The 19,479-nt window shown below is 73.4% G+C and carries 13 protein-coding genes; 5 read left to right on the forward strand and 8 right to left on the reverse strand.

The genetic code is table 11. The features are described from left to right. Nucleotides 1-117: 117 nt before the first annotated feature. The gene (locus tag ABZ497_RS22940) at nucleotides 118-2,703 is read left to right on the forward strand and encodes an ABC transporter permease (RefSeq protein WP_359807901.1); all 2,586 of its coding nucleotides are present in this window, start codon (nucleotides 118-120) and stop codon (nucleotides 2,701-2,703) included. A 100-nt stretch (nucleotides 2,704-2,803) separates the two neighbouring features. On the opposite strand, the gene ABZ497_RS22945 is transcribed toward ABZ497_RS22940, so the two are convergent. The 5 genes from ABZ497_RS22945 to ABZ497_RS22965 all read right to left on the reverse strand — a co-directional run bounded on the left by ABZ497_RS22945 (nucleotide 2,804) and on the right by ABZ497_RS22965 (nucleotide 8,601). Then, nucleotides 2,804-3,451, reverse strand: coding sequence for an HNH endonuclease family protein (locus tag ABZ497_RS22945; RefSeq protein ID WP_352297907.1), 648 nt, complete (start codon nucleotides 3,449-3,451; stop codon nucleotides 2,804-2,806). Between the two features lie 442 nt (nucleotides 3,452-3,893). Then, nucleotides 3,894-4,742, reverse strand: a complete 849-nt coding sequence (gene efeU / locus ABZ497_RS22950) for an iron uptake transporter permease EfeU (protein ID WP_359807903.1) — start codon at nucleotides 4,740-4,742, stop codon at nucleotides 3,894-3,896. A 49-nt stretch (nucleotides 4,743-4,791) separates the two neighbouring features. Further along, nucleotides 4,792-6,117 (reverse strand): iron uptake transporter deferrochelatase/peroxidase subunit, encoded by a 1,326-nt coding sequence (gene efeB / locus ABZ497_RS22955; protein WP_359807904.1) that lies wholly within the window; start codon nucleotides 6,115-6,117, stop codon nucleotides 4,792-4,794. A 144-nt stretch (nucleotides 6,118-6,261) separates the two neighbouring features. Next, nucleotides 6,262-7,407, reverse strand: a complete 1,146-nt coding sequence (gene efeO / locus ABZ497_RS22960; protein ID WP_359807906.1) for an iron uptake system protein EfeO — start codon at nucleotides 7,405-7,407, stop codon at nucleotides 6,262-6,264. A gap of 369 nt (nucleotides 7,408-7,776) precedes the next feature. Then, the gene (locus ABZ497_RS22965) at nucleotides 7,777-8,601 is read right to left on the reverse strand and encodes an ATP-binding cassette domain-containing protein (RefSeq protein WP_359807908.1); all 825 of its coding nucleotides are present in this window, start codon (nucleotides 8,599-8,601) and stop codon (nucleotides 7,777-7,779) included. Between the two features lie 277 nt (nucleotides 8,602-8,878). Here ABZ497_RS22965 and ABZ497_RS22970 point away from each other — a divergent pair, with 277 nt between their 5' ends. Beyond that, nucleotides 8,879-11,113 carry an amino acid adenylation domain-containing protein gene (locus ABZ497_RS22970; RefSeq protein WP_359807909.1) on the forward strand — a complete coding sequence of 745 codons (2,235 nt, stop codon included), beginning with the start codon at nucleotides 8,879-8,881 and terminating at the stop codon, nucleotides 11,111-11,113. A gap of 46 nt (nucleotides 11,114-11,159) precedes the next feature. Here ABZ497_RS22970 and ABZ497_RS22975 read toward each other — a convergent pair whose 3' ends face one another. After that, a complete protein-coding gene (locus ABZ497_RS22975; RefSeq protein ID WP_359807911.1) occupies nucleotides 11,160-12,488 on the reverse strand; it encodes a hypothetical protein in 1,329 nt (442 codons plus the stop codon). 406 nt (nucleotides 12,489-12,894) lie between these two features. Between ABZ497_RS22975 and ABZ497_RS22980 the strand changes: the two genes are divergently transcribed. After that, nucleotides 12,895-14,487 (forward strand): M4 family metallopeptidase, encoded by a 1,593-nt coding sequence (locus ABZ497_RS22980; RefSeq protein WP_359807913.1) that lies wholly within the window; start codon nucleotides 12,895-12,897, stop codon nucleotides 14,485-14,487. Nucleotides 14,488-14,589: 102 nt separating this feature from the next. Here ABZ497_RS22980 and ABZ497_RS22985 read toward each other — a convergent pair whose 3' ends face one another. After that, the gene (locus ABZ497_RS22985; RefSeq protein WP_359807914.1) at nucleotides 14,590-15,549 is read right to left on the reverse strand and encodes a D-2-hydroxyacid dehydrogenase family protein; all 960 of its coding nucleotides are present in this window, start codon (nucleotides 15,547-15,549) and stop codon (nucleotides 14,590-14,592) included. A 71-nt stretch (nucleotides 15,550-15,620) separates the two neighbouring features. Then, entirely contained in the window at nucleotides 15,621-16,520 is a 900-nt protein-coding gene (locus tag ABZ497_RS22990; protein WP_359808003.1) for an aminoglycoside phosphotransferase family protein, read from the reverse strand. A 756-nt stretch (nucleotides 16,521-17,276) separates the two neighbouring features. Between ABZ497_RS22990 and ABZ497_RS22995 the strand changes: the two genes are divergently transcribed. Further along, nucleotides 17,277-17,858 carry a TetR/AcrR family transcriptional regulator gene (locus ABZ497_RS22995; RefSeq protein WP_359807916.1) on the forward strand — a complete coding sequence of 194 codons (582 nt, stop codon included), beginning with the start codon at nucleotides 17,277-17,279 and terminating at the stop codon, nucleotides 17,856-17,858. Nucleotides 17,859-18,194: 336 nt separating this feature from the next. After that, on the forward strand, nucleotides 18,195-19,439 hold the full coding sequence (locus ABZ497_RS23000) for an SDR family oxidoreductase (protein WP_359807918.1): 1,245 nt from the start codon (nucleotides 18,195-18,197) through the stop codon (nucleotides 19,437-19,439). The last annotated feature ends 40 nt before the right edge of the window (nucleotides 19,440-19,479 follow it).

The following is a 19,479-nucleotide window of genomic DNA, read 5'->3' on the forward strand; positions in this document are numbered from 1 at the left end:
CGCCGGCCCCACCGCCGACACCGTCCTGGACCGCATGCGCCGCTTCGACGCCAAGGGCCGCACCAGCTGACCCCCCGCCGACAGCAGCCCGCCCCACCCCAGACTCCAGGACACCCCATGTACCGCACCGCACTGCGCAACGTGCTGGCCCACAAGGGCCGACTCCTGATGACGGTCCTCGCCGTCATGCTCGGCACCGCCTTCGTCGCCGGCACGCTCGTCTTCACCGACACCCTCGGCAACGCGCTGCGCTCCCAGAGCGCCAAGAGCTACACCGACATAGCCGTCACCATCAGTGACCGCAGCGCCGTCGACCGGGGGTACGACCTCAGCGGCGGGAGCACCACCGACCCCACCCTGACCGAGTCCACCCGCAAGGCGGTCGCCCTGCTGCCCGGCGCCGCGGAGGCCCGCGGCGTGGTCACCGGCTTCGCCGGCATCGCCGACCGCAAGGGCGCGCTGATCGGCGACGGCTTCTCGACCACCGGCACCAACTACGTGCCGGGCGCCGACGGCACCGACCCGCGCTACCCGCTCGTCGACGGCCGCGGCCCGCGCGGCTCCGGCGAGGTGGCACTGGACGTGAAGACCGCCGACAAGGGCGGCTACAAGGTCGGCGACACCGTCCGGGTGGCCGTCAACGGCCCGGTCATGGAGCTGAAGCTCACCGGCACCCTGCACACCAACGACCCGCGCGTCGTCTCCGGCGGCTCGCTCGCCGCCTTCGACACCGCCACCGCCCAGCAGCTCTACCTCAGCCCGGGCCGCTTCGCCGAGATCGACGTCAAGGGCCGGCCCGGCGCCGACGACCGCGCGCTGCTCACCGCCGTCCGGCAGGCCGTCCCGCAGGACGACTCGATCGAGGTGAGGACCGGCCGCGAGCTGGCCGACGAGCAGGACCGGATGATCCAGGAGGGCACCAAGGGCATGAGCGGCGTGCTGCTCGGCTTCGCCGCGATCGCGCTGTTCGTCGGCATCTTCATCATCGCCAACACCTTCACCATGCTGGTCGCCCAGCGCACCAAGGAGCTCGCCCTGCTGCGCGCCGTCGGCGCCAACCGCAGGCAGGTCACCCTTTCCGTGCTGGTCGAGGCGCTGCTGGTCGGCCTGACCGCCTCGGTGGCCGGACTGCTCGCCGGCATCGGCATCGCCACCGGCCTGCGCTCGCTGCTGAACGGACCGATGGAGGCCAACCTGCCGGACGGCCCGCTGGTGGTCGCCCCGTCCACGGTGCTCGTCTCGGTCGCCATCGGAGTGCTGGTGACGGTGCTCGCCGCCTGGCTGCCCGCCCTCCGCGCCTCCCGGATCGCCCCGGTCGCCGCGATGAGCTCGGTCGAGCAGCCGGCCACCCAGAAGAGCCTGCGGGTGCGCAACACGATCGGCCTGCTGTTCGCCGCGGCCGGCGTCGGCGGCCTGCTGGCCGGCGCCGCCGGCAAGGAGGGCAAGCTGGTCGGCGCCGGCGCGGGCGCGCTGCTGATCGGCGTGTTCGTGCTGACCCCGCTGCTGGCCCGGCCGCTGATCGCGCTGTTCGCCCCGCTGCTGCGCAGGCTGTACGGGACGCCGGGCAAGCTGGCCCGCGAGAACGCCGTGCGCAACCCGCGCCGCACCGCCGCCACCGCCTCGGCCCTCACCATCGGCGTCACCCTGATCACCGCGCTGACCGTGATCGGTGCCTCGGTGAACAAGGCCGTGGACGAGGAGACCGAGAACGACACCAAGGCCGACTACACCGTCGCCATGCAGAACTCCTCGATGCTGTCCCCCGAGGTCGCGACGCAGGTCGCCCGGACTCCGGGCGTGAGCGCGATGAGCGTGGTGCGCACCGTCCTGGTCGGGACCGGCGCCGGCGACGCGGCCGGCACCGGCGACCGCGACGACCGCGAGGTGGTCACCTCGGTGGACGCCGCGACCATCGACCAGCTGGCCACCATCACGGTGAAGGCCGGTAGCGCGGACGCGCTGAAGCGGGGCGAGCTACTGGTCGGCTCCGGCACCGCCGACCGCCTGCGCCTGAAGCCCGGTGACCCGCTGGCCTTCACCTACCCGGACGGCACCAAGGGCTCGCTGACCGTCGGCGGCGTGCTGGAGGCCGGCACCGCGCTGGCCGGTCTGGTCGCCCCGGACTCCGTGGTCGGCCCGCACGCCGCACCCGGCACCGGGCCGCAGAAGGTCCTGGTCAAGGGCGTGAACGGCGCCGACGCCAAGCTGAAGCAGGCCCTGCGCGACGCCACCGGCGGCAACCCGCTGATCGCCGTCAAGGGCGAGAAGGACATCAAGGCGGAGAACCGCCAGCTGGTCACCGCGGTGCTGAACATCATGTACGGCCTGCTGGGGATGTCCGTGGTGATCGCCGTCCTGGGCGTCGTCAACACCATGGCGATGTCGGTGTTCGAGCGCCGCCGGGAGATCGGCATGCTGCGGGCGATCGGCCTGGACCGGCGCGGCATCGGCCGGATGGTCCGGCTGGAGTCGCTGATGATCGCGCTCTTCGGCGGCGTGGTCGGCGTGCTGCTCGGCATCGTGACCGCCTGGGCGGGCACCCGCACGATGGCGGACACCTTCAAGGGCATCACCACGGTGGTGCCGCCGGTCCAGATCCTGGGCTTCCTGGTCGCCGCCGCCGTGATCGGCCTGCTCGCCGCCCTCTGGCCGGCCCGCCGGGCCGCCCGGATGGACATCCTGGGGGCGATCAAGAGCGAGTAGCGCCCCGGGAAGGCCACCGACACCGAAGAGCTCCGCCCGCCGGGAAGGACACCGGCGGGCGGAGCTCTGTGCATGAACGATTCGTCAGCAGTGGGTCCGGTCAGCAGCCGTTGAGGATCGAGGAGAGGGTGCTCTTCTCGGCAGTGTCCACGGAGAGGCCGTAGAAGTACTTCACCTGCACCCAGGCGCGGGCGTAGGTGCAGCGGTAGGAGGTCTGCGGCAACCAGTGGGCCGGGTCCTGGTCGCCCTTGGAGCGGTTGGAGCTCGCGGAGACGGCCAGCAGCTGCGGGCGGGTCAGGTCGTTGGCGAAGGCCTTGCGCTGGTCCGTCGTCCACGCCCAGGCACCGGAGCGCCAGGCCTCGGCCAGCGGCACCAGGTGGTCGATGTCGAAGGAGGAGGCGTTGGTGGTGGTCGCGTTGTCGTAGACCGAGGACCAGGTGCCGCTGACGGAGGCACAGGCGGAGTCGGTGACCACGCCGCTGCCGTCGCGCTTGAGGACGGTCTCCCGGGTGTTGCAGGTGCCGGCGATGGTGATCCAGTGCGGGAACAGCGTCCGGTCGTAGGTGTCGTCGTGGGTCTCGGCGCCCGTCGCGATGGAGGCCAGGTAGGTGCGGGCCGTCGCGGCCGAGACCGGGGTGGGCAGGGCGGCCTGGGCGGTGCCGGCGCCGGCCAGCAGCGCGGTGAGGGCGAGCAGCAGGGCGCCGAGGGCGGCCGGCAGGGCGCGGTGCAGCGTGCGTATCGCAGGCATACGGGGACTCCAGAGTCGGTCTGAGGGCAGGCGGAAGCCCCCGGGCGGAAGCGGCCCGGGCTGGCAACCAGCATGGCGCGTCGGGGGTTTACGCGGGTAGACCCTGGGATGAACTTTTTGACCGGTGGTCAGCTCGGCGCGGGGTACCACGCGGGCGACGTGCGGCGCGGGGCGCGGCCGCACGGCGCTGTGCGGTGCCGTACGCGCTGGGAGCACCGGGCGGCCGGCACGCCGGGCGGCGCCCCCGGGGGTGATGACGGGGATCGGTCCCACCGCCCTCGCGGTCCTCCTCCTGGCGTGCGGGCCGCCGCGGTAGCGCGGCAGTCCGCGGCACCGTGGCCGGACGAGACCCCGGACATGCCGAACCGCCCCGTCCGGCGGCGGCCGGGCGGGGCGGTTCGGGTGCTGTGCGGTTGCTGTGCGGGTGGCGGCCGGTGGGCCGTCAGGCGACGGTCTTCGCCGGGCCGGCGTTCGCGAGCGGCTTGGCCGGGCGGCCGCCGAAGAGACCGAAGAAGATCGCCAGGGTCGGGATCAGGTAGGCCGCCCAGACGACCAGCTGGAGGACTGTCGGGTCGGGCTGGAAGTTGAAGACGCCCTTCAGCAGGGTGCCGTACCAGCTGTCCTTGGGGATGGTGCTGCTGATGTCGAAGGCCTGGCTGTGCAGGCCGCCGAGCCAGCCGGCCTCCTGGAGGTCGTGCACGCCGTAGGCGAGCACGCCGGCCGCGACGACGACCAGCATGGCGCCGGTCCAGGTGAAGAACTTCGCCAGGTTGATCCTCAGCGCGCCCCGGTAGAACAGCCAGCCGAGCACCACCGCGGTGGCCAGGCCCAGGGCCGCGCCGATCACGGGGTTGTAGCCGTCGTCGGTGGCCTGCACCGCCGACCAGATGAACAGCGCGGTCTCCAGCCCCTCCCGGCCCACGGCCAGGAAGGAGGTGACCACCAGCGCGAAGGTGCCCATCGCCATCGCCGCGTCCAGCTTGCCGTGCAGCTCGGTCTTCAGGTGGCGGGCGGTGCGCCGCATCCAGAACACCATCCAGGTGACCAGACCGACCGAGATGATCGACAGCGAGCCGCCGAGCGCCTCCTGCGCCTCGAAGCTCAGCTGCGAGGAGCCGAACTGCAGGACGGCGCCGAAGGCCATGCTGAGGACGACGGCCGCCACCACGCCCGACCAGACCGGCAGGAGCTTGTCCTTGCGGCCGGTCTTGACCAGATAGGCGATCAGGATGCAGACGACGAGGCTCGCTTCGAGGCCCTCGCGCAGGCCGATCAGGTAGTTGCCGAACACGCTGGCTCCTGGGGGTGAAGAGGTGGTACGGGTGGGCGGGAGCGCCAGGTCAGCCGAAGAGGGCCTGGCCCCACCACTCGCCGGGCTTGCGGACGCCCGCCGGGCAGGCGAAGTGGGCGGAGCCGACGTGCTGGATGTACTCGTTGAGCTTGTCGCTGGAGGCGAGGCGCTGCTGGAGGGGGACGAACGCCTTACGGCTGTCCCGCTGGTAGGCGAGGAAGAACAGGCCGGCGTCCAGGCGGCCGAGGCCGTCGGTGCCGTCGGTGAAGGAGAAGCCGCGGCGCAGGATCATCAGGCCGCTGTTGCTGTCCGGGTGGGCCAGGCGCACGTGGGAGTCCTCGGGCATCGCCTTGAGGTCCGGCGCGTCGTGCTCCTTGGGCTTGCCGTACGGCGCGCCCTCGCCCTTGGTGCGGCCGAAGACGTCCTCCTGCTCCTTGAGCGAGGTACGGTCCCAGGTCTCGATGTGCATCCGGATCCGGCGGGCGACCAGGTAGGAGCCGCCGGTCATCCAGTCCGGGCCCTCGCCGGGGGCGACCCAGACGTGCTCGGCGAGCTTCGCCGTGTCGCTGCCGGCGATGTTGTGGGTGCCGTCCTTGAACCCCATCATGTTGCGCGGGGTCTGCGCGTCCGGGGTGGTCGAGGACGTCTTGCCGAAACCGAGCTGCGACCAGCGGATGTTGACCGTGCCCATGCCGATCCGGGCCAGGTTGCGGATCGCGTGCACGGCGACCTGCGGGTCGTCGGCGCAGGCCTGGACGCAGAGGTCGCCGCCGCTGCGCTGCGGGTCGAGCTTGTCGCCCTTGAAGTTCGGCAGGTCGATCAGGGCCTCGGGGCGCCGGGCCTTGAGGCCGAACCGGTCCACGCCGTCCTTCTCGAACAGGCCGGGGCCGAAGCCGATGGTGAGGGTGAGCCGGGAGGCGGGCAGGCCCAGGGCCTCGCCGGTGTCGTCCGGCGGTGCCTCGGGCAGGCCGCTGGCGGCGCCGGTGCCGACCTCGCGCCCGCCCGTCATCGCGGCGGCCGCCTTGGACCACTCCTTGAGCATCTTGACCAGCGACTCGCGGGTGGCGGTCGCCGAGACGTCGAACGCGGCGAAGTGCAGCCGGTCCTGGACGGGCGTGGCGATGCCCGACTGGTGCTCGCCGTAGAAGGGGATGTTCGCGGGGGTGGCCGCCGGCGCGGGGGTGTCGTCGTCCTGCCGGGTGGCGGCGGCCACCGAGCCGACCCCGGCGGCGCCGATCGCGACGCCCGCGCCCGCCCAGCCGATCACGGCCCGGCGGCTGATCGGGCCGCGGTCGGCGCCGCCCCGCCCACTCGCGGTGGCGTCGGCGTCGGTGCCGGCCGGCGTCCCGCTCTGCTGCTGGTTCTCGGCGTCCATCGACGGGCGGCCCTTCTCTGCGCTGACTCACGGATGCCGTGGCGGCCACGGGGGCCGCCACGGCGATGTGGTGGAGGCTAACCCGGCTACGGGAGCCGACACCTCCTGGGGTCCTGCTTGTCGACCGGTACTGCGTGTCGACCGTTACTTGACGACGACCGCGGCGGCCAGCTTCGACAGCGGCTCGCCCAGCGAGTTCACCGCGTCGGAGAAGGTCTTGCGCTCGGCCTCGGTGACCTTGTCGTAGGAGGTGTAACCGCCGTCGGCCTGCTTGTACTTGGCCAGCAGCGCCTGGATCGCGGTGAACTCCGCGTCCAGGGTCTTGGCCAGCTCGGCGTCCTTCTCCGAGGCGACCGGCTTGAGCAGCTCGTAGGCCTTCTGCGCACCCTCGACGTTGGCGGCGAAGTCCGCCAGGTCGGTGTGGCTGTAGCGGTCCTCCTCGCCGGTGATCTTGCCGGTGGCGACCTCGTCCAGCAGCTCCTTGGCGCCGTTGGCCATGCTGGTCGCGGTGATCTCGGCCGCCGGGATCTTCGTCTGCCAGTCCTTCAGGTCCGTCACCAGCTGGTCGGCGAGCTTCTTCTCGTCGTCGCCGATCCTGGCGTCGGCCCAGAGCGACTTCTCCAGCTTGTGCCAGCCGGTCCACTCCTGGCCGGGCTCCAGGCCGTCCTCGCGGGTGTCGGTCTTCGGGTCGATGTCGCCGAAGCTCTCGGCGACCGGCTCGGTGCGCTCCCAGCCGGTGCGCGACGGCGCGAAGAGCGACTTGGCCTTCTCCAGGTCCCCGGCCTTGATCGCGTCGGCGAACTGCGTGACCACCGGGATGGTGGCGTCGGCCTGCTCCTGGGCGTACGTGCGGTACGCGTCCACGGCGGCGGTCAGCCGCGGGTCGGTCGAGGCGCCGGAGGCGGCGGCGTCACCGGTGACGGTGATCTTCTGGCGGATGCCGTCGCCGACCATACCCGGCTTGCAGGCGATCTCGTACGAGCCGGCCTTGATCTCGGCGGTGATCGACGCCTTGGTGCCGGGGCCGATGTTCTCGCGCTCGGTGATGATCTTGTCAGCGTCGCCGTAGACGTAGACCTCGGTGGTCTTCGAGCCCTTGTTCGCGATGTCGATCACGACGTGGCCGGCCGGGAAGCTGGTCTTGGAGACCTCGCAGGCGCTGTCGGTGGCGTTCACCTTGACGGCGTCGGCAGAGGCCTTGTCGTCCTTCTTCTGCGAGCAACCGGCCAGCGCGGCGGTCGCCACAGCGAGGGTGAGCAGCGCGGCTGCGGTGGAACGACGGGCGGACATGAGGGCTCCAGCGGGGAGGACAGGCGGTTCCGGGCATGGCTGAGCGTGGGCACGGGAACCGGGGCCACCGGTGCCCCCACCCACTTAGCTAAGGCATACCTTAGGGATATCTGATTTTGCCGTCTACACCGGGGCCGCCTTCGATCCGCGCAGGTGGGGGGTGGGCCAGGCGGCCACGGTGCCGTCAGCCCACCGACCACTTCCGGCCACCGCCGGTGGCCTGTCCCGCGCCCCGACCCGCCCGGGAGCCGCCCGGCGCGCGGGCTCAGCGGCCGGGCGCCCGCGGCGCCGAGGTGCTCAGCGGCCGGGGGCCCGAGGTGCTCACCGCCCGCAGCGCCGAGGTGCTCAGTGCCCGCAGCGCCGAGGTGCTCAGCGGCCGGGGGTCCGGCGGGCGGCCGCGCGGGCGCTCCAGCGGCCCTCGTGCCGGCTGATCCGGATCGGGTGGCCGAAGCAGGCGCTCACCAGCTCGGTGGTCATCACCTCGTCCACCGGCCCGGCCCCGACGCACTCGCCGTCACGCAGCAGCAGCGCGTGCGTGGTGCTCTCCGGCAGCTCCTCCAGGTGGTGCGTGACCAGCACGCTGGCCAGCTCGGGGTGCTGATGGCGCAGCAGGTCCAGGCTGTCGAGCAGCAGCTCGCGGGCCGTGAGGTCGAGACCGGTGGCGGGCTCGTCGAGCAGCAGCAGCCGGGGGCTGGGCATCAGGGCGCGGGCGATCAGGGCCCGGCCGCGCTCCCCCTGGGAGAGGGTGGGCCACGGGGCTTCCGCCATGGCCGTCATGCCGAGGGTCTCGATCAGTCGCTCACAGCGGTCGAGCTCCTCGGGGGACGGCTTGCGGTGCAGGTCCGGTTCGATGGTGTTGGTGAGGCCGGTCAGCACCACCTCGCGGACGGAGAGCGGCGAACGCAGCGGGTGGCGCGGGTTGACGTGACCGAGGTGGGCGCGCAGCTCGCGGATGTCGACCCGGCCGAGCCGGCGGCCCAGCACGTCAACCGTGCCCCGGGTGGGGTGGGAGACCGCGCCGAGCAGCGCCAGCAGCGTGGACTTGCCGGCGCCGTTGGCCCCGAGCAGCGCCCAGTGTTCGCCGGGCTCGATGGTGAGGTCGATCCCGCGCAGCAGGTAGCGGCCGTCCCGGACGACGTCGACGTCCCGGGTGCGCAGCAGCGGGCCGGCGGGCAGCGGTTCGGACGTGCTCATGGCGGGCGGGCCTCCGTGGGATCGGCGCCGGACAGGGTACGGGCGCGGCGCCGCACCGGGCGGGCTGGCACCGGCCGTCCGCGTGCAGAGTACAACCGTCGGAGTGGCGGCGGCCCGGGGTGTCCGAGGTGTGGACCGGCTCCGGCGGTCGCCCCGCTCCGGGGCGCGCGGGGGCGGGCCGGGGCGCGGACCGACCGGCCGGTCCGCACGCCCCTGTTCGTGGCGGGCGGTTGGCGGGAGGATCGGGGCGGAGCACGATGCGAAGGGGGCTGGACGGATGGGGTGGGACGCGGAACCGGCGGGGCGTGCCGGAACGCTGCACGGGCGGTTCGAGGAGCAGGCGCGGCAGACGCCCGACGCGGTCGCCGTCCGCTGCGGCGCGCGGGAACTGACCTACGGTGAGCTGGACGCGCGGGCGGACCGGCTGGCCCGTCACCTGGCGGCGGCCGGGCTGGAGCCCGGCGGCCGGGCCGCGGTGGCGCTGGGCCGGGGCACCGAGGTGTTCGTCGCCCTGCTCGCCGTGCTGAAGGCCGGTGGCGCGTACGTACCGCTGGAGCCGGGGGCGCCCGACCCGCTGCTGCGCCATGTGCTCGCGGAGGCCGATCCGGCCGTGGTGGTGACCGAGGAGAGTCACCGGGTCCGGCTGACGGACGCCGGCGGGCGGGCCGTCGTCTGCGTGGACGCGCCGGCCGGGACGGGCGAGGCGGGCGAGGCGGCGCCGGTCGGAGCGGGCGAGAAGGGCGGAGCCGTCGGGGCGGTCGGGGCCGTCGCCGCAACCGAGGCGGTCACCGCGCTGCCCACCGGTCCGCCCGTGGTGGCCACCGGCCCGGACGACCTCGCGTGCGTCTTCTTCACCTCCGGCTCGACCGGGCTGCCCCGGGGCGTGCTGATCGAGCACCGCAACCTGCTGGCCGCCTACCGCGGCTGGCGCTCGGTCTACGGGCTCCGCGCCTCCGACCGGATCCTGCAGACGGCGAGCCTGGAGTTCGACGTCTTCACCGCGGACTGGGTGCGCGCGCTCTGCACCGGCGCCACCCTGGTGGTCGCACCGCGCAACCTCACCCTGGACCGCAGCGCCGACATCGCCGACCTGCCGGCCCTGGTCGCCGCCGAGGGCATCACCGTGCTGGAGCTCAACGTCCGCACGGCGCGCCGCCTGCGGGCGCACCTCGCGGCCTCGGGCGGGGCGCTGACCGGTGTGCGGCTGCTCACCGTGGGCGCCGAGAAGTGGTACCTGGACGAGCAGTTGGGCCTGCAGGGGCTGCTCGGCGCGGGCGTCCGGGTGCTGAACGTGTACGGCCTCGCCGAGGCCTCCGTGGACAGCAGCTACTTCGACGCGGCCGGGGCGACCGGCGGCGAGGGCAGCGAGCGGGTCTCGCTGGTCGGCCGGCCGTTCCCCGGCGCCCGGGTCCATGTGCTCGGCCCGGACGGCGAGCCCGCCCCGAGCGGGACGGTCGGCGAGATCGCGGTCGCCGGCGCGGGCCTGGGCCGGGGCTACCTCAACCGGCCCGAGGAGACGGACCGCCGGTTCCGGCCCGCGGCCTTCGACCCGGACGGCCGGGTCCTGCTGACCGGCGACCTCGGGCGGATCCGCGCGGACGGCGTACTGGAGTTCACGGCCCGCGCCGAGGCCGTGGTGGGGCCGGTCGACTCCGCCCGGGCCGCCGCCGTGGTCGAGCGGGTCACCACGGCCGCGGCCGCCGAGGGCGTACTGCGCTCGCACCCGGCGGTCCGGGAGGCCGCCGTCGCCGAGGTGGAGCCGGAGCCCGGGCGGCGGGCGCTGGTCGGGTACGCGGTGACCGACCCGGGGGCCGAAGGGGCGGACGCGTGGTCGCTCTCCGCCTACCTGACGAAGCGCCTGCCCGCCGGCGACCTGCCCACCGCGGTGGTGCCGCTGTCGGCGCTCCCCCGCACCAGGGCCGGCAAGCTCGACCGCGGCTCCCTGCCGCTGCCGGCGCCGCGCGACTCCACCGGCCCCCGGGCCGGTAAGGCCGGCGCGGGCGGCTCGGCCGGCCACAAGGGCGCCGGCTTCAAGGGCGCGGGCGGGGGGACCGGCTCCGCCCGGGCGGCCGGCGCCGGCGGGCCCGGCCTGTCCGGCTGCGGCTGGCTCCTCATCGCCCTGCCCTTCGCCTTCGCGGCCTGGCTGCTCACCGACTCCCTCTGGCCGGGCTCCACCGACCTGTCCCGGGTGCCGGACCCCTTCGCCTCCTACTTCGACGCCCTGTACATCGCCGAGTGGCTCTCGTTCGGGCTGGGCGCGGCGTTCCTGCTGGCCGGATGGCCGATGCTCACCGCGCACGGCAGGCCGCGGGGACTCACGCTCGCCACCCACCTGTCGGTGTTCTGGCTGCTGGCCTCCTGGTGGCCGCAGGACAACCTGTACCGGACCAGCTCACCGGTGGACTGGTCGCGGCAGTCGCTCCTGGTCTACGTCTTCAACGTCGCGCTGATGATCGCGGCCGTGGTCGTGGTCCGCTTCCTCGCCTGGCACCCGCCGTCCGCGCGGAGGTGAGGCGGCGGCGGGTCGAGGCACGCGGGCCCGGCCGGTCCGGCACCGCTCAGCGCAGGGCCTCGAACATCCGGCCCAGCGCGTGGTTCCCGGCTCCGATCAGCGCCTGCGCGGCCTCCAGCGCCTCGGCCTCGCGCGCGGCGAGGGCCAGTCCGACGGCGGGCTCCCGCTCGTAGCCCGCCGTCGCGACCAGCGGCAGGACGGTCACGCCGAGGCGGGCGCAGCGCGGGCGCAGCCGGTCCAGGTGGTCGTGGAGCGCCTCCTGGGAGATCCGGGCGCCGAGCGGCAGCGCGTCCAGGGTGCGGACCAGGTGGCCGGGGCCGCGGACCAGGTCCAGCCGGGCCCGCAGCACGAAGGCGATCGCCGGGCCGGTGAGCCGCAGGTTGATCTCGGTGGGGGCGAGCCGGCGGTCCCGGTCGGTGACGAAGTCGACGTCGTACCAGCCCCGGTGGCCCTCGGCGGCGAGCCGCTCGCCGACCGCGAGGCCGAACCGTTCGGCGATCGCCGCCGCGCCGGCCGGCACCACCCCCGGGCCGACCGTCACCCCCTGGTAGCGGGTGCCGTGCACCGCCATCTCGCCGACGCCGACCGGGTGGACGCGGCCGTCGTCGCCGACCACCGCGTCGAAGGTGAGGTCGCGCAGCCGGTCGGCACGGCCGCCGTCGATGTACTCCTCCAGCAGCACGTCCCCACCGGGCGCCGGCAGTTCGGCCCCGGTCAGCCGGCGCAGCAGGGCCCGGCCGCCGCCGGCCGCGAACACGTCCTGCGGGGTCACCACGACCGTCCCGTAGCCGCCGACGCCGTGCGGGCTCTTCAGCACGGTGGTGAGGCCGCGGCTCGCGCGGGCGGTCAGCCGGCGGGCGGCGCGGCGCCGGGAGCCCGGCTGCTCCTGCTGGGGGACGACGATCCCGTGGTGTTCCGGGGCCAGTTCGGTGAACAGGACGTGCGCGGCGGCCTTGGACTCGTAGCGCCGCACGGCCGCCAGCTCCGCGCCCTCGCCCTGGGCCGCCGTCCGTCCCCACGGCAGCACCGGGAGACCGGCGGTGGCGATCCGCTCCGCCAGGGCCGGCCGGTCGGCGAGGGCCTGGGCGAGCGTCCGATCCGGCGCGATCCCGCTGTACAGCTCGACCGGCCCCCACTCCAACTCCCGGGCGAGCCAGTCGATCCAGGCCCGCTCGACCTCCCCCGGCAGGACCAGCAGCGCGGGCTCGGGGCTGTAGCAGCTCGCCATCCCGGCGTAGTGGTGTGCCTGCCGCAGGCGCCGGGACCGCTGGTCGGGGTCCGTCCCCGGCGCGAGGAACTGTTCGTTGAAGTCGGCGACGTTCCCGAGGTGCACCGCCCGCCGCCCGCCCGTCCAGGCGCCCAGCCATCCGTCCATCCCGCGAGCGTACGGGCCGGCGGGACCGCCCGCAGGGGATCGGCGACACCGGGCGACGGCGCTCGCGCCCGGTCCCGCGCGGAGCGGCAGTTGGGGGGCGGGTCAGGGGCACTGGCCGGAGGCACCGGTCAGCGGCACCGGTCAGCGGCGCGGGAGGCCGGTGCCGGCGGGGGGCCGAACCCCTCCGCATGCAGAGCGGCCAGTTCACCGTTGGTGAAGGCGCGGCGCCAGAGGTACCGGGTCGTCACGGTGGGCTCCCGCGGCATTTGTTCACTACCTATCAAGTTCGATCAGGACAGAACACGGAATGGTCAAGGTCTCTTGAAATATCTAGCCAACGTTGTCAGTTCACCGTCAAACTCTGACCCAGCTCGTATCCCTGCAGCTACCCCCGACTGGAGTCAGAGTGAGCCCCATCTCCTCTCACCGCCGCAACCTCGCGGCCGGAGCCATAGCGGTCACCGCCGCACTCGTGGCCGCCACCTTCCAGACCGCCACGGCGTCGGCCGCCCCCACCGACCACGCCGCCGCGATCGCCCAGGCCAGGGCCAACGTCACCCACAACGCAGGGGTGTTCGGCTTCGGCGACGGCCAGGACCTCCAGGTCAAGGACGTCATCATCGACGCCGACGGCACCCAGCACGTCCGCTTCGACCGCACCTTCCAGGGCCTGCCCGTGGTCGGCGGTGACCTGGTCGTGCACCAGGACGCGCGCGGCCGGCTCAAGGACTCCTCCCGCGCCGCCGCGCACGAGGCCGCGGTGGCGTCCATCGTCCCGAAGGTCCCGGCGCAGACCTCCGCGAGCCGCGCCCTCCAGTCCGCGCCGTCCATCGGCTCCGCGACCAGCTCCCCCGAACTGGTCGTCTGGGCCGCCGACGGCACGCCCCGCCTCGCCTGGAAGACCACCGTCGCCGGTGTCGGCGACCACGGCCAGCCCGCCGGGAAGGTCGTCGTCACCGACGCCTCCACCGGCGAGCAGATCGAGAGCTACGACTCCGAGCACCAGGCCAGCGGCACCGGCCACTCCGAGTACACCGGCGACATCACCATCGACACCACCGCGCAGTCCGGCGGCTTCGCGCTGATCGACCCGGTGCGCAAGCACACCACCAGGGACGCGCACAACGTCTCCGCGGGCTCGCTCAAGGCGAGCTCCGGCACGCTGTTCACCGACACGGACAACACCTGGGGCGACGGGAAGAAGTTCTCCACCGACCGCGCCACCGCCGCCGTCGACGCCCACGCCAACACCGCCTGGACGTACGACTACTACAAGAACACCTTCGGCCGCAGCGGCATCAAGAACGACGGCAAGGGCGCCACCGTCTTCGTGCACGTCGGCACCGACTGGGACAACGCCCAGTGGTCCGACAGCTGCTTCTGCATGATGACCGGTGACGGCGACGGCTCCAAGGACCCGGAGCAGGTCGACCTCGACACCATGGGCCACGAGATGACCCACGGCGTCACCAGCGCGACCGCCAACCTGCGCTACAGCGGCGAGTCCGGCGGCCTCAACGAGTCCACCAGTGACATCTTCGGCACCATGGTCGAGTGGTACGCCAACAGCAAGGTGGACACCCCCGACTACCTGTTCAGCGACCAGTCCACCCCGCCGTGGCTGCGCCGGATGGACAAGCCCTCGCTGGACGGCGGGTCCGCCGACTGCTGGACCAGCAAGGTCGGGCAGCTCGACGTGCACAACTCCTCGGGCGTCGGCAACCACTTCTTCTACCTCGCCAGCGAGGGCAGCGGCAGCAAGACCATCAACGGGTTCACCTACAACAGCCCCACCTGCAACCAGTCCACGGTGACCGGCATCGGCAACCAGAAGGTCGCCAAGATCTGGTACCGCGCGCTGACCGTCTACATGACCTCCACCACCAACTACAAGGCCGCCCGCACCGCGACCCTGAGTGCGGCGAAGGACCTGTACGGCGCGACCAGCACCGAGTACAAGGCCGTCGCGGCCGCCTGGAGCGCCGTCTCGGTCAGCTGACGACCCGCTCCGCGCACCAACGGCGGCCCGTCGCCCCGGGGTTTCCCGGGGCGACGGGCCGCCCCGGCGTGCCCGGCACGGCGTTCCGGACGCGCCGGCGTCTCAGCCCAGGACGCGGACCGGGGAGCCGGCCAGGAACGCCGCGATGTCCTCCACCGCCTGGCCGTAGAACGTCCGGTAGGTGTCGCCCGACACATAGCCGAGGTGCGGGGTCGCCAGCAGCCGCGGCGCGGTGCGCAACGGGTGGTCGGCTGGCAGCGGTTCGACGTCGAAGACGTCCACCGCCGCACCCGCGATCCGGCCCTCGGCCAGGGCGGCGAGCAGCGCGTCCTGGTCGACGATCGCCGCCCGCGAGGTGTTCACCAGGTACGCCCGCGGCTTCATCGACGCGAACTCGGCCTTGCCCAGCAGGCCCCGGCTGCGGTCGCCCAGCACCAGGTGGACGGAGACGAAGTCGCTCTCCCGCAGCAGCTCCTCCTTGCTGGCGGCGCGCCGGACGCCGACCTCGGCGGCCCACTCCTCGGTGAGGTTCGGGCTCCAGGCGACCACGTCCATGCCGAACGCGAGACCGACCCGGGCCACCAGCGCCCCGATCTTGCCCAGCCCGAGCAATCCCAGCCGCCGCCCGGCCAGATCCGCGCCGAGGGTGCTCTGCCACGGGCCGCCCGTGCGCAGCGCGTCGTTCTCGGTGACGATCCCCCGGGCGAGCCCGAGCAGCAGCGCCCAGGTCAGCTCCACCGGCGGCGTGGACGAACTCGCCGTCCCGCAGACCGTCACCCCGTGCGCGCGGGCGGCCGCGTAGTCGATCACCGTGTTCCGCATCCCGGAGGCCACCAGCAGCCGCAGCCGGGGCAGCCGGGCGAACACGGCCGCCGGGAACGCCACCCGTTCGCGCAAGGTCACGATGATGTCGAAGTCGGCGACGGCGTCGACCAGTTCGTCCTCCGAGCCGAAGTGCCGCGGGAAGGAGATCAGTTCCACCCGGTCGGTGACCGGTGACCAGTCGACGATGCTCGTCGCGACACCCTGGTAGTCGTCGAGTACGGCACAGCGAAGTTTCATACCGGCACTCTCGCAGACCCGTTGGGCCGGGGGGGACAGGGGCCGGGCCGTCCACCCGACCGGCGCCCGCGTCAGACCTCCCCCAGCACCGTCCGGATCACGTGCCGGGCGTTGCGTGCCATCGCCGGGTTGGTCCTCCGGTAGTACGGCAGCGCGATCAGCGCCTGCGAGAGGGTCCGCCCGCGGCCGCGGATCCAGGTCGCGTCGTCCACGCCCAGCGCCTCGCGGAAGACCTCCCGCGCCCGGGCGGGCAGGAGATTCCACGCCGGGAACAGGTCGCAGGCGGGATCACCTGTCCCCAGGCAGCCGAAATCGATGACCGAGGTCAGCCTGCCGGCTTCCACCAGCAGGTTGCCCGGCATGAGATCGGCATGCAGCCACACCGGCGGCCCGTCCCAACCCGGGGTCCGCAACGCCTCCTCCCACACGGCCGTGGCGGCATCGCAGTCGACACCCTCCTGCGGGATCCCGCGCAGCTCCTCGATCGCCGCCCTGGTCTCCACGTCGAGCGAGGCGACCGGTCCGCCGCGGTGGGCCGCTGGCGCACCGGGCAGGGTGATGCTCCGCATCGCCGCCACGAACCCGGCCAGGTCCTCGGCCAGCAGCACCGGTTCGCTCAGGGCCTCCACCTCCGGGTTCTCCCCCGCCAGCCACCGGTAGACCGACCACGGCCAGGGGAAGCCCTCGGCGGGCACCCCGTCACCGAGCGCCTCGGGGACGGGCCAGGGCAGCTGGGGCGCGAGCCGGGGCAGCCAGGCCCGCTCGAGCAGCACGTCGCCGGCCCCGCCCCGCGTCAGCGGCAGCCGGACGACCATGTCGTCGCCCAGCCGGTACATCGCGTTGACCGTCCCGCCGGACGGGAACCGCTCGACCGCCAGCCCCGCCCACTGCGGGAACTGCCCGGCGATCAGCCGCCGTACGAGGTCGACGTCCGTGGGGTAGGTGCCGGGATGCATCTGCCCTGCGCTCATGTTCATGGCAGGTAATCGAACGGCCTGACGCCGGCGAACGTCAACCGCTTTCCGGCGACCGTGGCTGCGCGGCACACCCAGCGGGGGTCCGCTCCACTGTCGGCCTCGCCGCTCCCAGCCGCCGCTCCCCGCCGCCACTGCCCACCGCCACTGCCCGCCGCCGCACGGCCGGTCGCGCCGGCGTCCCTGCCGACCTGCCCGGGCGGCGGGGCCTCGGGGTGTACTGCGGCTCAGCCCCGTTCGAGGGCCGTGGCGTCGGCGACGATCAGCCGAGCGCGGTCGCCCGGGACGGACCGGCCACGGGCGCGGCGTCGGGGTGAGGGGTGTCGCGATGGGGGGCGTCGGGGTGGGGAGCGTCGGGTGGGGGCGTCGGGGTGGGGGCGTCGGAATGGGGAGCGACTGCCCGGTCGACATCCGTTTCGGCCTGGTGCTGGTGACTGTGTGTCATGCCCGACAGGCTAGGAACGCAGCCGGACCGGAAGCCACGGATCCGTCAATCGACCACGACCATGGGGCGTGCGATCGCCACCCATGGTGGATTCCTTGCGCGCGATGGTTGGTTCGCCTCCGCACGGCACCGGTTCACATGGCGGCGGGGTACGCGACCCCGAGGGCGCCCGGGCCCCGGTCCCTGGTGCTCGGTGCCCGGTCCCTGGTGCCCGGTGCTCAACAGGGCGTCAATGGCCGACCTCCCGATGAACCGGTCACCCGGGTCGAAGGTCGACAGGAATATACAGACCGGTCTACTGTTTCCACATGGGAGTCAAGGGAGAAGAGACCCGCGCCCGGCTGATCGCCGGCACGCGCAACCTGATCGAGGCACAGGGCTACTTCGGTACCGGCCTCAACCAGATCGTGGCGGAGAGCGGCGCACCGCGCGGCTCGCTCTACTTCCACTTCCCCGAGGGCAAGGACCAACTGGTCGCCGCCGCCCTCGTCCAGGCCGGGCAGGAGGTCGAGGAACTCCTCCGGACGCCCGTCGGCCGCAGCCCGGAAGCGACGGCACTGGTCGACCGGCTCGTCGAGGTCTTCATCGCCCGCCTGGAGGAGTCCGACTACAGCAAGGGCTGCCCCGTCGCGACCGTGGGCCTGGAGGTGGCGGGAAGCAACGAGCCCCTGCGCCGCGTCTGCGCCGAGGTGTACGCGAGCTGGCAGCTCGTGCTCACCGAACGCCTCACCGCCCAGGGGTTCGGCCCCGCCGAGGCGGAGACCGCTTCCGGCCAGGCGCTCGCCGTACTGGAGGGAGCCGTACTGCTCGCCCGGGTGCGTCGCGACCGCCGCCCCCTGGAGGACGCCCGGCACGCCGTCCGCCACCTGCTCGGCGCGAAGAAGAAGTGACCGACCGGCCGCGCCCGTCCTGACCTCACGTGCGCGGCCCACCGGTCCACCCGACCCCGCAGTCGGCCGAGCTCCGATCGGCTCCGCTTGATCGCCGCCTGAAAATATACCGACCGGTCTACCGAATCTCAGCTGGCGCACTGGCTTCCACCAGGCCACCGAGGAAATCAACCGACCGGTCTACCGAATCTAAGCCCCTCGAACTCCCGTCACCGTTAGGCCGCGTCTAGAAATATGCCGACCGGTCTACATACTCATCTGCCCTCCCCACCTCCTCACTCTCACCCAGGCATCTCCCAAAAATATGCAGACCGGTCTACAGAAAAGGACCTTCAGATGAACTCCACCACCTCGCCGCAGCACCGGCTACCCCAGCCCCTGCCGCGCACCCTGGTCCTCGGCGCGACCGGCTTCCTGGGCCGCTGGCTGGTTCTCGAACTCCTCGACCGCGGCGAGCCGGTGGCCGCCGGCATCCGGGGCGGGCGCGGATCCGCACGGGACGGTCAACTGCGCCACTGGCTCCGCGAGCACGGCGCCGACGACACCGCACTGACCACCGTCGCCGCCGACCTCACCCGCCCCGGCCTCGGCCTCGGCACGACGGACGAAGCCCGGCTGACGGACATCCGCGACATCCACAACCTCGCCGCCCTCTACCGGTTCGGCCTGGAACGCACCGAGGCGGACGCCGCCAACGTCGACGGCGCGCTGCACGTGCTGCACTGGGCCGCCACCCGTCCGGGGCTCCGGCGGCTCGTCCACCTCTCGGGCTACCGGGTCGGCCGGGACGCCACGCCGCGCTACCCACTCCCGGCCGCCGAGACCGACGCGCTCTACACCCGCCTCGGCGCCTACGAGGCCTCCAAACTGGTGGGCGACGCCGCCGTCCGCGTCACGGCCGCCCGCCTCGGCGTACCGCTCACCACGGTCAACCCGAGCAGCGTGGTCGGTCATTCGGTCACCGGCGAGGCCGGACAGTACCTCGGCCTGGCCGAGCTGGTCCGCCGACTCGCCCATCGGCGCCTGCCGTTGCTCCCGGGTTCGGCGCGGACCTTCCTGCCGGTGGTCGCGGTCGACCACCTGGCCCGGTTCCTCGCCGCCGTACCGGAGTTCGACGACGGTCCGGTGCACTCCCACACTGTGCTCGACCCTGCGACGCCCCCGCTGCCCGAGCTGATCGGTCTGCTGGCCGACCACCTCGGAGTGCCCGCGCCCCGCGCCCTCGTCCCGGTCGGCCTGGTCCGCCGACTGCCCCGCGCGCTGACCGGCGCCGACCCCGAGACGCTCAGCTTCCTCTCGGAGGACGGCTACGACACCACGTCCGCCGACCGCCTGGCCCGCGCCGCCGGTCTTCACCACCCACCCGTCGCCGACGTCCTGCGCCGCTGGGCGACCCGCCTGGTCGCCGACGGCTTCGGCACCACTGCCACCGGCACGGACCCCCTCACACCAGGCCCACACGCACCCGGCCGACGCGCACCCGGCCGACCGAACCCGGATCGCGCCCCTTCCCGAACCGGCCGGTTCGCCGGGTTCGGCCGCTTCGCCCGGTTCGCCGGGTTCGGCGACCGGCGCCGCTGACCGGGGCGGCAGCACGGTTCACCCCCGGCTCGGGCCGCAT

Source organism: Kitasatospora sp. NPDC005751, assembly GCF_040630835.1.
GTDB lineage: Bacteria > Actinomycetota > Actinomycetes > Streptomycetales > Streptomycetaceae > Kitasatospora.